This window comes from Pseudodesulfovibrio portus (assembly GCF_026000375.1).
Classification (GTDB): Bacteria; Desulfobacterota; Desulfovibrionia; order Desulfovibrionales; family Desulfovibrionaceae; genus Pseudodesulfovibrio; species Pseudodesulfovibrio portus.
In genome coordinates this window covers 555,183-568,998 of the sequence record NZ_AP026708.1, presented here as the reverse complement: position 1 = coordinate 568,998, position 13,816 = coordinate 555,183, and the positions used below count along the sequence as shown (strand labels likewise).

Here is a 13,816-nt window from a genome sequence, read left to right as displayed (position 1 = left end):
TACGGAAATCCCTACAGTTCGATCCAACTCAGGCGTCCGGATGTCCGGTCGGCCTGGCCCACGTCGGTGAACTCGATGCCCATCCTGGTGAAGCCGGGGCGTCCTTCCTCCATGGAGCGGACCACGCCGGCGTACCAATAGGGCTTGAAGGTCTTTTCCCTGAAATTGAACATGAACAGGTTGAGGACCACCTGCTCGCCCGGGGCGCAGGTCTCGGGCAGGAGCCGGTTGAGCACGGACAGCCCGATGCCGCCGCCGGAGATGTTGATGACGCCGTTGGCGCCCTGGTCCGGCCCGTCCAGGGTGAAGGCGTTGACCCCGATCTGCGGGGCCGCGTCCTCAAAGGAAATGTCGCGGGACGTCGGGTTCTCGATCCACAGCTTAACCCGGATGAACTGTTGGTCCGCCACCCGCTTGCGCACGTGCTTGCGCCGGGTGATCAGCGCGTAGTCGATGGGCGTGGACAGGATGATCCTGTCCGGGTTTCGGCCGTCGCGGTCGGTCTCGATCATGGTGGCGGTGAAGGTGTTGATCTTGCCGTCGCGGGTCTTGAGCGGTGCGAATACGCAGGCCACGTCCTTGCCTTTGTCCGTCCTGATGACGTCCAGCCGTTCGATGATCTCGCATTTGATCCGGCCCGCCTTGACGTTGGTGATGACGAACCGTGCCGCCAACCGGTCGTTTTCCGGTCCGGTGAGCAGGTCCACGGACATGCCCCGGCTCTGCAGGGTGCGCGGGATGTCCGTGCGCGTTGAGGAGGTGTTTCTGGTCTTGGGCTTGCGCAACAAACGGATGCCCGCGAGGAACAGGATCAGGGCGAGCACGCCGAGCAGTGCTCCTCCCGCGAAGTGCAGGACCTGCGGGGGCATGTTCGGGAAGGCCTGCTGCAGCCATTGGGCGGCCTGCTGCCCCATGGCGTCGAGGATGGAATCTATGTTCATGACCGTACCGGCTAGAAATTGACGAATTGCTTCTTGGCTTCAAGAACCTTGCCAAGGTAGCGCCTTGTCTCCGCATGGGGGGCCTTGTTGCGCAGGGTGGCGTATACCGTGTCGGGCGGAAGGGAATTGATTTTCGACGCAGCCCGGTCCCTGTCCTTGTCGAATGTCCGCAGGACGCCCCCGGCTCCGCCGTTGTAACCGGCGATCATGCAGTATTCGCGGGACACGGGGTTGGTGACTCCCTTGAGGAAACGCGTGTCGAGCAGGTGGAGGTAGGCGGTGCCGTAGGTGACGTTGACAGGCGGCTGGAACAGGTCGTCGGCCGTCGGCTTCCCCTTGTGGTTGTTGAGGAGTCGGTAGACGTCGCTGCCCGCCGTGGACGGCACCACCTGCATGAGTCCCACGGCCATGGCCGAGCTGACCGCGAACGGATTGAAGTCCGATTCGACCTTCATGATGGCGTAGATCAGGTTTCCGCTGACGTTGAACCGCTCTGCCGCGTCGGCCACCAGGGTGCGGTATTTTGCAGCCCGGATATTCAGGTGGTCCTTGACCATGGGGATGGTCACGTAGCGGGCGGTCTTGCCGTCCGTCTTTCTTGTCCGGAGATTGTTCCTGATCAGGTGGTCCGCGAACCGTCCGGCCCGCCATTCCCAGCGCACGTTCTTGCCCTCAAAGTCCTTGATTTCGTTCAGCAGGAACGGGGTCTCTCCGAGTTTGACGGGGGTGGCCGAGTAGAGGTCCACGGCACGCGGGTCGTTCGGCGTGAGCAGGGTGGTGACGATGGCTGACCTGAGGCTCGCAAGCGGATTTTTGGTGTCCACGGTCTCAATGGTGACCAGGCCCGCGTCGAAATCCACGCTGGCCCGCGAGAGATAGTTCTGGGTGTATTTGACGTATTGCTTGGGCCGGGGGACGCGGGCGTCGTCCTTGCCCCAGACGCCGGTGACCGCCTCGATGAAATCCTTGACCACCTTCTCGAACTGCTTGAAGTCGCTGCCCAGCGCCGCCGGGTTCATGGCGTAGCTCATGGCCTTGCTCCGGGCGAGTGATTCGGCTGCCGCAGCCGGATTCCGGGTGGCCGCCGCACGGGCAATACGCACGGCGTCGTACCGTGAACAGGACGTCAGGGCGAGACACAGGCTGAGAATGATGATTCGTGTCATTTCGTTGGATTGATGATTTTATTTGACATATTATCGAGAACTATATCTTTCATTTATCCCCTCAAGATTAGAAATAATCGGCCGATAACTCAACTCGGTGCAGGAAAGTGCACAGGAGCATTGCATGTTCGATTTCCCCATTGTTGAATATATTGATTCCGGCCTCGAAGATTTGTTGGGTCGGTTCTTTGAACTGTCGCGCATGGATCTCGACACGATGAGGGCCGCCGCCGACAAGAGGGATTTCGACACGCTGGTCCGTCTCGGCCACACGGTCAGGGGCACGGGTCATGGGTACGGGTTCACCGGAATGGGCGAGCTTGGCGGAGCCATCGAACAGGCTGCCCTGGGCAGGGACCTGGAAGCGTTGAACAGCCACATGGACCGCATGGACCAATATCTCTCCACCGTTCGGATCGAATTCATCGACAAATAGAAAAGCCCGGTCAACCGTGGAGCGGATCGACTGGAACGCTGTCATTATCAGGCCGGGGCCTTTTCAACCTTCTGGTAGTGTTGGTTCCCTGTCGTTGCCGGTCTCACCTGTCTCGCAGACATCTTTATTATAGCACGAACCGTGCCGGGAACTAAGCGAAATCGGACGCAGGATAGTTCATGATTTCGGTTTGTTGCTGACTTTCCCCTCTGACAGAAAAATGGCGTGGAGCCAGCGGGCCGGGCATACAATGCCGCCCCGCTGACGCACTGCCTGTATCGCTCTGGAAAAGTCTTGTCGCGTAGAGCGGTTACAACAGCTCCATGGCCGCATCCACTTCCCAGTTCTCGTGGACGACCTTGTTCAGGGCGGCCACGATCTTGGCCGGGTTGGGGTGCTGGAAGATGTTTCGTCCCACGGACAGGCCGGAACCGCCCGCCTGGATGGAGTCGTAGACCATCTGCACTAGGTCGCGCTCGCTCTTCATCTTGGGCCCGCCCGCAATGACCACCGGCACACAGCAACCGTCCACCACCCTGGCGAAGGACTCGGGATCGCCGGTGTAGTTGACCTTGACGATGTCCGCGCCCAGTTCCACGCCCACGCGCGCGCAGTGCGCGACTATGCCGGGATCATATTCGTCCGCGATCTTGGGGCCGCGTGCGTACATCATGGCCAGGACGGGCATGCCCCATTCGTTTGCCTCGGAACAGAGCGCGCCCAGGTCGGCCAGCATCTGCGGTTCGGTCTCGTCGCCCAGGTTGACGTGGACCGACACGGCGTCCGCGCCGATCTTCAGGGCATCGGTGACCGATCCGACCAGGGTCTTGGCGTTGGGGAACGGGGAGAGGGACGTGGAAGCGGACAGGTGGATGATCAGGCCGATATCCTTGCCGCCCGCGCGGTGGGAGCAGCGGGGGATGCCCTTGTGCATGAGCATGGCGTTGGCACCGCCCTCTGCCACCTGGTTGACTGTTTCCCGCATGTCCACGATGCCGTAGATGGGGCCGACGGTGACGCCGTGGTCCAGGGGAACAACGATGGTCCGTCCGTCGTTGCGGTTCATGATCCTTTCCATGCGAATGGCTTTTCCGAGATGCATACCGTTGACTCCTTGCGTTTTGACCGGGGCGCGACCAAAAAAAAGAGGCCGCGGGTTCTGCCCGCGGCCTCTTGGTTCATTCTGTTTTTCTTGCTTGAAAACTAGTGCACACCAAGACCGCAGGCGTTCCTGTAATAAAAGCTAAAAAAGAAAAAGAAACGGGCGGTGTTGTGGTGCATGGCTAATGGGTATCCGAACATTCTTCGTGCTGTCAAGCTTCGTTTCGGCAACAATTCCATAATGTGAAACGTGTTCAGCCCGTGACGGCCACGCATTTGAGCTCGACCAGGCCGCCGAGGGGGAGGCCGCCCACCTGGATGGCGGCGCGTGCGGGCTTGTGGCCGGTGAAATATTCCGAATAGATCGCGTTCAGATCGGCGAACCGCCCCATGTCCAGGATGAACACGTCCACGGCCAGGACCTTGTCCAGGGAGGAGCCGGCCTCTTCGAGGATGGCCTTCATGTTGTCGAGGGCCTGCCGGGTCTGGGCCTTGAAGCCGTCAACCAGCTTGCCTTCTGCCGGGTTGATGCCGAGCTGGCCGGATACGAACAGCATGTTGTTCGCGGTGGCGGCCTGGGAGTAGGGGCCCACGGCGGCGGGAGCCTTGTCGGTGTGGATGAGCTTGATGTCTGACATGAGTGTATCTCCTTGTTGTTAAAACATTAGTTGTCAATCCAGAGATAGGATGTCTGGGTGCGTTTCGGCAGCCTGCGCACGAGTTGGACGATGCCCGCCATGGCGATGATGGCGAAGATCAGCCGTCCCCAGAGCACGCCGCTGATGTGGCCGCCGATGAGCATGATGAGAAGGCTGTCCTCGATGAGGGAGTGACACAGCCCCATGAGGGTCAGCGAATAAAAGATGTCTTCCTTGCCCACGTTGCCGTTCTTGGCTTCGTTGATGATCAGGCCGCCGCCGTAGGACAGCCCCATGGTCAGGCCGATGACCGTGATGGCCGAGGCCTTGGGGCCGATGCCGATGAGGCTCAGGACGGGCCGCAGGATCCTGTTCATCAGGTCGATGACCCGGATGGCCTGCAATATGCGCATGATCGCCATGAGAGTGAAGATGATGAGCACGATGGAGGCCATGTTCTTGATCTGGGAAATCACCCATGCCGCGACGGTCGGGTCGCCGCCGGTCTCGGGCGTGAAGAGCATGGCCGCCGGTCCCTGCAGGGTGCCCGTTGCGGTGTAGATCATGTGCAGCAGCCAGCCCAGGATGAAGGCCCCGACCAGGCGCGAGACCACCTGGAACAGGAAGCGCGCCCCGGACTTGCGGGCAATGGCGCATTCAACGGGCAGCCCGTGCCCGACCAGCAGGAGCACGCCGAGGACCGTTGCCTGTGCCGAGGTGAGCGGGGTGTCGCCTACCAGGGAGGCCAGGACGATCATGCCGGTGTAGATGTTGTTGATCAGGGCGGAGGCCCAGACAAGGCCCATTTCCGCAGGCAGCCCCACCAGTTTCATGACCGGCTCCAGGGGGAGGGCCAGGTACCGGATCAATCCCATTTCCTGGAGAATCTTGACCGCCACGAGGATCGGGATCATGACCTTGAACAATTCGAGGCTGGCCGAAAGCGCGTCTTTGGCGAGTTCTCTGACGGTAGTGAAAAATGTGTTCATGTGTTCCTCGCAAGTCGTGGGGAGGATAGGGCATATGGTTTCAAAAGACAAAAGAAAAGGGAGTCCCGAAGGACTCCCTTGAACGGGTCGTTGCGATCAGGCGCTACATGAACGCCTTGGCCATGTTGAAGGCTATGACCGCCATGCCGAAGGCCAGCCCGGTGGAGCCGACCACGCTGAAGGCGGCCCACTTCCAGCTCGATTCCCGGGCCATGGTGACCACGGTCACGAAGCAGGGTGCATAGAGCATGGTGAAGACGATGAGCGCGATGGCCGAGGCCATGCTGAAGTCGGGGTCCTGCACCAGCTGTTCGGCCAGCGGTTGGGATTCTTCGGCGTCGATTTCGCCCAGGGAGTATGCCGTGCCCAGGGTGGACACGATGACTTCCTTGGCCGCGAAGCCGCCGGTCAGGGCGATGTTCACGCGCCAGTTGAATCCGGCCAGCTCGGACAGGGGCTCCAGGGCGGTGCCGATGCGTCCGGCAACGGTGTGGCGGATGGCTTCTTCGGCCTCGATGTTGTCGATTTCCGCGATCTGCTCCTCGGACTGAGCGGCGGCGCGCTGCGTCTCGAACTGGGCGATCTTCTCGGCGGGAAGCTGCGGGAAGGTCATCATGGCCCAGATCAGGATGGAGATGCCGAGGATCACGGTTCCCGCCTTCTTGGCGTATTCCCAGGTCCGTTCCCAGGTGTGGATGAGCACGCCCTGAAGAGTCGGCATGCGGTAGGGCGGCAGTTCCATGACGAACGGGGTGGACGCACCCTTGATGACCGTGGAGCGCAGGATGCGGGCCACGATCAGGGCCATGGCCCAGGCTCCCAGGGTGATGGTCAGCATGATGGCGGCCTCGTTCTCCGGGAAGAAGGCCGAGGTCAGCATCAGGAAGACGGGCACCTTGGCGCCGCAGGTCATGTACGGGGCGACGAAAAGGGTGGCCAGCTTTTCCTTGGGCGAGCGCAGGGTGCGGGTGGCCATGACGCCGGGCACGGCGCAGCCGCCCGCGATGCCGCCGGACACGATGAAGGGCAGCACCGAGGTGCCGTGCAGGCCGAATACCTTGAAGATGCGGTCGAGCATGTAGGCCATGCGGGCGATGTAGCCGGAGTCCTCCAGAGCGGAGATCATCAGGAACATGAACATGATCAGCGGCACGAAGCCGAGCACGCCGCCCACGCCGTCGATGATGCCGGACACGATCAGGGACTGGAGCAACCCTTCGGGCAGGAGATTGGTGGCCGTGTCGCCGAGCCAGCCGAACAGGGCTTCCAGCCAGCCCATGGGAATTTCGCCCACGGTGAAGGTGACCTGGTAGATCAGGTAGACGATGGCCAGCATGATCAGCGGGCCGACGATGCGGTGGGTGAGCACCTTGTCCATCTGGTCCGAGCGGCTGATGCGGTCGGCGTCGAGAATGGGGTAGGAGACCACGTCCTTGATCAGGCTGGCGATGTAGCCGTACCGATAGTCGGCGATGATGGCGTCGGGCTTGGCCTTGAGGGTCTTTTCCGTGTGCGCGGAGACTTCGGCGGCCATGGCTTCGAGCTTGTCGGACAGGGCGGTGTTGGTCATGCGGCCCTTGATGACCACATCCTCGTCCCGTTCGAGATATTTGATGCCGGTCCAGCGGGAGGGCACCTTGTCGGTCATGAAGCTTTCGGACTCGATGAGTTCCTGCATCTGCTTGAGCACGGGGTCGAGATCCGGGCCGTAGGAAATGTTCAGGGGTTTCCACTCGCCTTTTTTGCTTTCGGCGGTTTCGATGGTGGTCTGGAGCAGCTCCTTTGCGCCTTCGCCGTTTCGGGCCACGGTCTCCACCACCGCGCAGCCGGAGAGTTCCTCAAGCAGGGCGGAATCGATCTGCTTGCCGGAGCTGCGCACCTCGTCCATCATGTTCAGGCCGAGCACCAACGGCACGCCCAGTTCCATGATCTGCACGGCCAGGTAGAGGTTACGCTCCAGGGCGTCGGCGTTCATGATGTCGATGACCGCTTCCGGGCGTTCGTCCACCAGGAAGTTCCGGGCGACCAGCTCTTCCTGGGTGTATGCGGTCAGGGAGTATGTGCCCGGCAGGTCGACCAGTTCTATGGAATCATCGCCGGAATGGATGTGGCCGACCTTTTTTTCCACGGTCACGCCCGGCCAGTTGGCAACGTGCTGCCGTGCGCCGGTCAGCGCGTTGAACATGGTGGTCTTGCCGCAGTTGGGATTTCCCGCGATTCCGATGATATAGCGTGGCATTCTTCCTAGTCCTCCAGCGGGGTGACGGTGATGTGGTCGGCTTCACTGTTGCGCAGGGTGAGCGTGAAGTCCTTCAGACGAAGGGCCACGGGATCGCGCAGCGGGGCCTTGCCTATGACGTGCAGCTCGGTGCCGGGGATGAGCCCGAGGTCGCGGATGCGCCGACCGAGTTCTCCTTCTGCGGAGATGGTTTTGATCTTGAGTTTTTGGTTGACCTTGGCCTTCCGTAAGCACATGTCCTTAGTCATTGTGTGATCCTTTGAAAGCAGTGTTGAAAATCGTTATCAATTGTGGCGCAAAAAAATTACCGTGAGCCGCCGCAGCCGGGCTTGTCCGGGCTGTCCTGGATAGAGGAGCATGATCCTGCCTGTCCGCAGCCGCTACAGCCGCAGGTGGATTCCCTGGAGGTGAATTGCCTGAAAAAGCGTCGTCCGATAAATATTGCAGCGATGACGACGATCACTGCCACGACGATGGTATCTATCATATTGTTTCCCTCAAAAGTTTGACCCGAAGTTCGGGCCGGTTGAACATGTGATAGTGATGTTGAGAATCAAAGTCAAGAAGAATGTACAGGATTTATTTTATCCCGTGAGAGGGGGGGGAAAGCCCGGTATCACTTGTCTTGCGCCGTTTTTTGTGCTTTAGATGCCTCTGCCGCCGCAAAAGACGACGGACCGTATTTTCAATTGATGCCGCATTGTACGACTCAGCCCGAACGGAGCGACCCCATGGATCAGGATGCCAGGAATTTCATGAGATGGATCGATGCCCTTGCCAAGGGCATCATTGCGGGTGCCGCCGTGGGCTATCTGTTCAGTTTTACCGGCATGATGCCTGCGGCCAAGGCGGTCGTCCTCGGCGGCATGGCCGGTTGCCTCGCCTCCATCACCTTCAAGAACCGCCAGGATGACAAAAGGGACGCGGACAAATAACTCCCTTGCCCTTTTTCCGCATCACTTGTCATTACGGATAGAACTATGTTGTGCGCAATACCCATGGAAATCGCCAATCGGGAGCTGGATGGCGTCATTTATCTTGCCATGCACCTTGCAGGCCACGGCCTGCCGACGTTGTTCGGAGAGCGTATGGTCAATGAATACGTATTCCGGCTGGGGCGGGGCAAGCCGGTTGTCTATTTCGATAAGGACCAGAATGCCGACGCCAACAGGGCGGTTCTCGAAAGCGGCGGGTATGTGGTCAACCTGAACGCTGAAGGCCAGAACCTGGACATGTTCCCCCAGCTCATCGAGCTGTTTGCCAGGGTGTCCCCGACCTTTTCCGCCATGTTCGTCCGGGGTGAGGCTCAGCGCGTCCGCCTGGCCGAAGCGTTCCCCGGGGACCGGAAGGAGCGGGTTGTCGCCACGGGGCATCCCTCCTTCGACATCCTGGACGCCCGGTTCAATTCCTATCACGAAAACGCGGACATTGTGGCCCTCCATGGCCGGGATTATATCCAGATCAACACCCAGTTTGTGACATTCAATCACAAGATGGGTTTTGACGCCTACATGAAAATGGTCTCGGGCCTCAAGGAGTGGCGGGACGTTTACACGAACGCGGAATTCCTGGCCTTCAAGCAGCGCCAGCGGGATTTCGAGGGCGAGATCGCCGAGCGGTTCATCGGCATGGCCGAAGCGGTGGCTATGGCATTTCCGGATCGCCATGTCATTGTCAGGCCGCATCCCATGGAGGACAGGGCTTTTTATGACACCCGCCTAAGCGGGAAATCCAATATTTTTGTCAAACCGGATGGTCCTGTACGGCCCTGGCTGGCCACGGCCGGGGCGGTGGTGCACCATAGCTGCACCACGGGCGTGGAGGCCCTGCTCATGGGCAGGACCGTCATCCGTTTCGATCCGGTCCGGGGCGAGGACGGCGAGAACATGCAGGCCAGAGCCGGTCTGCGGGCCGGGACCGTGGAGCAGGTCATCGAAGCCATCCGCAACGGCGTCATGCTCGAAGACGTTCGCATGGAGCAGTTGGAATCAATGCGTTCGCACACGGCCAACTGTTGCGGTCAACTGGCCTCGCCGCGGATCGCCGAGTATGTTGCGGAACTGGCCGGGATCGGCGAGACGTGGATTCCCGAACCGCTCGGCATGGTCGAGTCGGCCAAGTGCTGGCGAAAATACCTGAGCAAGGTGTTGCGGGCGCGCCAGCCCGGTCGTGTTGGGCGCAAGGTGCGGTACGCCTTGGAAAAGTTTCCCCGGCTATCGCTGGCCGAAATCCGGCGGCTGGTGGACCGGTTCGCGGAAGTTGATCCGGACCTGCCTTTCTGCAAGGTCCGTGAGCTTGGCCTGAACACCTTCCTTCTTACCCCGAAGGGGTAGTCCCTCTCTGATCGGTCAAGGCCATGAGGTCCTCTTCGAGTACCGTCTTTCCAAGAGTCATGATTTCGTGGCACCAGTAGGCCATGACCGGAATCGAGGTGTCGTATACGGAATCCGGCAGGTTTTTCAGTTGCTCCGACAAGACGTACCAGTCGTTGCGTATTTCCGGTTCCAGTTGCCGGACGTACATCCGGGTGGCGTATTTCTCGGGGCCCCGCCCGAAGTCCACGGTCCCTTTGAATTCCTTGAAATACCTGTACGGGACCCGGAATTGCTCCTCCAGCGCATGGACCACGGGGTTGGCCCGGAACAACGAGTCGATCCGGAGGGGCAGGCCGTAGGTCAAGGCGCGGACGTCCTTGCGTTCCCCGAGCTTCCAGGTCAGTGAGCCTTTCCCCCAGCAGGTGCCGCAGTCGAATTGGGCGATATCCTCGGCCTGCGGCCCCCATACGCCGTAGGAGTATATGGGGTGTTCGCTCCGGATGACGCCCGGGCGGCGGAGGAAAAGCTCGTTGATCAATCCCATTTCCGACTTGGTGCGAGTGTGGTGGTACGAGCCCGTGGAGCAGAACTGCCAGGTGAAGGCGTTCATGACCAGGTGCGCGCCTGAAGGCAGGGCGTCGATGAGGGCGTCCAGCAGGGTTTCCGGGTCGTAGATGCCCATTTTTGCGCAATGGGCGAAGCCCATCATCAGATAGTTGACGTTTTGTCCGTCGCCGTAACCTGCGTCCCTGAGTTGGCTTATGAGCGTCCGGATCGCCGAGGTCTTGGTGGGCGGCAAGGCCCCCTGCTCGCCGTTCAGGACGTGCCGCAGGCCGTGGAAGGTGAGCAGGGCCGTCATTTCCTGGCGGGTCAGCCTGCGCCCGAGTATGTCCTCAGTGGCCAGCATGAGGGAGACGTGCGCCAGGGAGTCCCATCGCTTGAGGGAACCGATCATGGCGTCGTCGGTTATTTCGGATTCGTCAACCCCCAGTACGTGCGACAGGAGTGCGCGCGGATCAGTGGGCAGGGCCCGGTCATGGGAGAACAGGATCTCCGCTGAGGATAGGAAGCCTTTGAGAATTTTTCCGACGCCGGACCGTCTGAATTCCTTGGCGAATTTGATGTTCCCAAGGGCCAGGGCATTGGGCAGGAACGGGCGCGCCGCCTCGGCCAGTTGGTTGGAGATGCGCTGGAAGGCGTCTTCACCGGTTTCCTTGAAGGGAAGGGCGTAGATGTTGATGATTTCGCCGAAAACCGGATGCTCCCGGCCCACGCAGGCCACGTCCATGACGACCCCGAGTTCGTGTATGGCGTCCTCGATGGCGCGCAGGGACACGTTCAAGCCGCAGTAGATGGCGATTTCCTTGGACCGGCCCGTGATGCGGAAGGAACCGTCTTCGTCCCACTCGCATAGGTCGCCGGTCTTGAACCATTCCCCGTCGTACGCCTTGGCCGTGGCGGTCGTATCCTTGTAATACTCCCTGAGCATGCAGTCGCCCTTGATCTGTAATTCGCCCTGGGTATGCGGCTTGGTCACGGCGTCGCCGTTTTCGTCCACAAGGCGGACGTCGATGTAAGCATGCGGGAAGCCCACGTGGCCCGGTTTTCTTTGGCCTGGGGGCATCGGGTTGGAAAATATCTGTCCGGCGCTTTCCGTGGTCCCCATTGTTTCGATGATGGGCACGCCGTAATGCTCTTCGAATTCCCTGAGAATTCTCGGCGGCAGCGGTGCCGAGGCGGATCGGCAGAATTTGAGGGTGGAAAACGAAAACGTGGACTCGTCCAGGGGAGGCGAAACCATGAGCGCGTACTGCGTCGGGGTGGCCGAAAACCAAGTGCAGGCATGCAGGTCGATGAGGCCGGCCACCCGGCTGGGGGTGAAGTCGTCTTCCAGGTAGACCACGCTGCCGTTGCTGGCCAGCGGGGTGATGAACGTGGTGACCAGCCCGTTGAGGTGGGCCAGGGTCAGCACGCACAGGACCCGGTCCGAATCTTCTACCCCGGTGGTGGAAATGACGTTGCGCGCCCCGGCCAGGAGGTTGCGGTGCGTGAGCACCACGCCCTTGGGCAGGCCGGTGCTGCCCGAGGTGAACAGGCAGAGCGCCGCGTCGTCCGTCCCGTGGGCGATCCCGGGGTGCTCTTCTGCAGGGAGCCGGTCGCACCGGACCAGTTCAGCGGCAATGCTGTGCTCTTCGAGCAGAGGGGTCATTTCCTCCATCAGTTCTTCGAGTCCGGCTCCGAACACCGCCGCAGAAGGCTCCGTGTTGGCGATGGCTGAGCGCATGGCCTTTTTGTCGATGAATCGATCGGTGGGCAGGACCACCGCGCCCAGTTTCCAGGCTCCCAGGAGCATGACGAGCATCTCGGGGCTATGCCGGAAACAGACAAGAACCCTGGAATTCCTGCGCACACCCATGTCCGCCAGCCGGGTCGCCATTCGCGCGGCCAGGGCGTCGAGTTGCCGCGCGGTCAACGCGGGGCTGCCCGAGAACAGTACGAATGGAGTCTCTTCCCCGCGCATTGCGCGTGCGGCAAGGGTGCCGTCTATGGTCGTTTCGATGTCCATGATCATTTCAGGCCGTTTCGATGTCACGCGATTTTTTCCAAGCGTTCCGCAATGTTCTTCAGCACATTTTCATGACGTTTCCTGTAGAGAGCCTGTCGGATTCTGACCGTTTCCGGTTCCGCGTCCCTCTGTGAACTCAGTGTGTAGCCGAAGGGCTGGTATTTGGTCTGGTTCTCGGTGTCCGCGCTGAAAAGAAGCTTGCCCGCCGTGGTGACGGAGGCGGTGTTCACGAAGTTGTCCAGGTGTGCAATGGTCTTGTCCGCGCCGATGATTCCGTCTTCGCCCCTGTGGAAGACGATGGGCCTGTGCATAATGGTGTTGTGCCGTATGGTGGAGGTCATGATCCGAATGGAGAGGTGCTCGCTGCTGCCGATGTCCTGCAGCAGGAACGGGGCCACCAGCCGGTTGGCGAAGAGATAGTCGCTTCGGCGGATATAGCGGGTGCGCTCGATGAAGGACTGGTAGATGGAGGATAGCCCCGCGAATCGGATGGGCGAATAGCCGCCGAACAGCATGGCGTCTAGGTCCGCCAGGTCGGTGTGGATGCGGCTGAATATATCGTCCTTGTTGCGGACCGTGCATCGGTACTCCGCATCCGGGCCGATTTCTCTTGGGCAGACCACGCAGCCGAGGCAGCGGCGGACGGTTTCCTCTGCAAGGTCGAACAACTTGAAGTCGGCCTTGTCCGCCAGAGGTGAGTCGATGATGCTGCGCCTGACGAAATCGGTGCATAACCCTTTCTTGTCCTGGAGGATGAACATGCCGATCCTGGGTTTGTCCTTGAGCCGGAAGGGCTTTGCCATGTCCAACAGCTTGATGACTTCGGCGATGCGGTTGCCTGTTCCGATGGTCGTGCGCACACCGTAGGCGTCGTCGGTACCGCTGCCCATTTCGCCCGCATGGCAGGTCCCGCCGTACTGGGATGTGGTGCCGGAATCATTGCCTACAGCGATGCAGCCTTCGTGGAGGAAGTCCTGCATCTGATAGATGAGACAGGTTTCCTGGCCGCCATTCCGCTTGGCCCCCACCGAGAGTCCCGCAAAGACTTTGCCCTGGATGATTCCTTCGTTGTTGCGGATCAATCGCAGGAGGTCGTGAGCGAGAGAGCTCCGGTCGCCGAAGTAGACGGGCCCTGAAAGCAGTATGCCGTCGGCCTTGGCAATGCGTTCGAGGAGCGAGGTCTGCGAGAAGTCGGTCAGGGGCCTATCGCCGAAATAGTCAGCCAGGCTGTGCATCTCAACTTCAATCCCTTTTCGCAAGGCCGCCCAAGCCGCCACGCAGAGCATCATCTCAGAGTTGCTGAGCTTTTTCTTGTCGGAGATGTCGGTCAACTCCGGTCCGGATTGTCCCCTGGCGGAAAGGAGCATGGTCAGTTGTTCCTCATTTTCCACCTTTTTAAGGGTCTGGACCATGGATTTTATATCG

The 13,816-nt window shown here is 60.5% G+C and carries 13 protein-coding genes; 3 read left to right on the top strand and 10 right to left on the bottom strand.

Translation table 11 applies throughout. The features are described from left to right. Positions 1-11: 11 nt before the first annotated feature. A complete protein-coding gene (locus OO730_RS02875; RefSeq protein ID WP_264983074.1) occupies positions 12-941 on the bottom strand; it encodes a PilZ domain-containing protein in 930 nt (309 codons plus the stop codon). Positions 942-952: 11 nt separating this feature from the next. Beyond that, positions 953-2,107 carry a murein transglycosylase domain-containing protein gene (locus OO730_RS02870; RefSeq protein WP_264983073.1) on the bottom strand — a complete coding sequence of 385 codons (1,155 nt, stop codon included), beginning with the start codon at positions 2,105-2,107 and terminating at the stop codon, positions 953-955. A 124-nt stretch (positions 2,108-2,231) separates the two neighbouring features. On the opposite strand from OO730_RS02870, the gene OO730_RS02865 reads away from it, so the two are divergent. Continuing rightward, positions 2,232-2,543, top strand: a complete 312-nt coding sequence (locus OO730_RS02865; RefSeq protein WP_264983072.1) for an Hpt domain-containing protein — start codon at positions 2,232-2,234, stop codon at positions 2,541-2,543. A gap of 310 nt (positions 2,544-2,853) precedes the next feature. On the opposite strand, the gene OO730_RS02860 is transcribed toward OO730_RS02865, so the two are convergent. The 6 genes from OO730_RS02860 to OO730_RS02835 all read right to left on the bottom strand — a co-directional run bounded on the left by OO730_RS02860 (position 2,854) and on the right by OO730_RS02835 (position 7,997). Then, complete coding sequence (locus OO730_RS02860) at positions 2,854-3,645, bottom strand: 2-amino-3,7-dideoxy-D-threo-hept-6-ulosonate synthase (RefSeq protein ID WP_264983071.1); 792 nt, start codon at positions 3,643-3,645, stop codon at positions 2,854-2,856. A 253-nt stretch (positions 3,646-3,898) separates the two neighbouring features. Further along, positions 3,899-4,282, bottom strand: a complete 384-nt coding sequence (locus OO730_RS02855) for a RidA family protein (protein WP_264983070.1) — start codon at positions 4,280-4,282, stop codon at positions 3,899-3,901. Between the two features lie 26 nt (positions 4,283-4,308). Further along, a complete protein-coding gene (locus tag OO730_RS02850) occupies positions 4,309-5,271 on the bottom strand; it encodes a hypothetical protein (RefSeq protein ID WP_264983069.1) in 963 nt (320 codons plus the stop codon). 103 nt (positions 5,272-5,374) lie between these two features. Beyond that, positions 5,375-7,510: a ferrous iron transport protein B gene (gene feoB / locus OO730_RS02845; RefSeq protein WP_264983068.1), complete on the bottom strand. Its 2,136-nt coding sequence runs from the start codon at positions 7,508-7,510 to the stop codon at positions 5,375-5,377. Positions 7,511-7,515: 5 nt separating this feature from the next. Further along, positions 7,516-7,758, bottom strand: a complete 243-nt coding sequence (locus OO730_RS02840; protein WP_264983066.1) for a FeoA family protein — start codon at positions 7,756-7,758, stop codon at positions 7,516-7,518. 56 nt (positions 7,759-7,814) lie between these two features. After that, positions 7,815-7,997: a FeoB-associated Cys-rich membrane protein gene (locus OO730_RS02835; protein ID WP_264983065.1), complete on the bottom strand. Its 183-nt coding sequence runs from the start codon at positions 7,995-7,997 to the stop codon at positions 7,815-7,817. A gap of 268 nt (positions 7,998-8,265) precedes the next feature. On the opposite strand from OO730_RS02835, the gene OO730_RS02830 reads away from it, so the two are divergent. Beyond that, complete coding sequence (locus OO730_RS02830; RefSeq protein WP_264983064.1) at positions 8,266-8,445, top strand: hypothetical protein; 180 nt, start codon at positions 8,266-8,268, stop codon at positions 8,443-8,445. Between the two features lie 45 nt (positions 8,446-8,490). After that, a complete protein-coding gene (locus OO730_RS02825) occupies positions 8,491-9,843 on the top strand; it encodes a surface carbohydrate biosynthesis protein (protein WP_264983063.1) in 1,353 nt (450 codons plus the stop codon). On the opposite strand, the gene OO730_RS02820 is transcribed toward OO730_RS02825, so the two are convergent. Further along, a complete protein-coding gene (locus OO730_RS02820; RefSeq protein WP_264983062.1) occupies positions 9,827-12,418 on the bottom strand; it encodes an AMP-binding protein in 2,592 nt (863 codons plus the stop codon). The genes OO730_RS02825 and OO730_RS02820 overlap by 17 nt on opposite strands. After that, positions 12,415-13,803, bottom strand: a complete 1,389-nt coding sequence (locus OO730_RS02815) for an NAD(P)H-dependent oxidoreductase (RefSeq protein WP_264983061.1) — start codon at positions 13,801-13,803, stop codon at positions 12,415-12,417. The genes OO730_RS02820 and OO730_RS02815 overlap by 4 nt, the downstream gene beginning before the upstream one ends. Between the last annotated feature and the right edge of the window lie 13 nt (positions 13,804-13,816).

Excerpts from the sequence above, each read along its gene's own strand:
- OO730_RS02875 (WP_264983074.1), bottom strand. The coding sequence starts at position 941 with ATGAACATAGATTCCATCCTCGACGCCATGGGGCAGCAGGCCGCCCAA.
- OO730_RS02870 (WP_264983073.1), bottom strand. The coding sequence starts at position 2,107 with ATGACACGAATCATCATTCTCAGCCTGTGTCTCGCCCTGACGTCCTGT.
- OO730_RS02865 (WP_264983072.1), top strand. The coding sequence starts at position 2,232 with ATGTTCGATTTCCCCATTGTTGAATATATTGATTCCGGCCTCGAAGAT.
- OO730_RS02860 (WP_264983071.1), bottom strand. The coding sequence starts at position 3,645 with ATGCATCTCGGAAAAGCCATTCGCATGGAAAGGATCATGAACCGCAAC.
- OO730_RS02855 (WP_264983070.1), bottom strand. The coding sequence starts at position 4,282 with ATGTCAGACATCAAGCTCATCCACACCGACAAGGCTCCCGCCGCCGTG.
- OO730_RS02850 (WP_264983069.1), bottom strand. The coding sequence starts at position 5,271 with ATGAACACATTTTTCACTACCGTCAGAGAACTCGCCAAAGACGCGCTT.
- feoB (WP_264983068.1), bottom strand. The coding sequence starts at position 7,510 with ATGCCACGCTATATCATCGGAATCGCGGGAAATCCCAACTGCGGCAAG.
- OO730_RS02840 (WP_264983066.1), bottom strand. The coding sequence starts at position 7,758 with ATGACTAAGGACATGTGCTTACGGAAGGCCAAGGTCAACCAAAAACTC.
- OO730_RS02835 (WP_264983065.1), bottom strand. The coding sequence starts at position 7,997 with ATGATAGATACCATCGTCGTGGCAGTGATCGTCGTCATCGCTGCAATA.
- OO730_RS02830 (WP_264983064.1), top strand. The coding sequence starts at position 8,266 with ATGAGATGGATCGATGCCCTTGCCAAGGGCATCATTGCGGGTGCCGCC.
- OO730_RS02825 (WP_264983063.1), top strand. The coding sequence starts at position 8,491 with ATGTTGTGCGCAATACCCATGGAAATCGCCAATCGGGAGCTGGATGGC.
- OO730_RS02815 (WP_264983061.1), bottom strand. The coding sequence starts at position 13,803 with ATGGTCCAGACCCTTAAAAAGGTGGAAAATGAGGAACAACTGACCATG.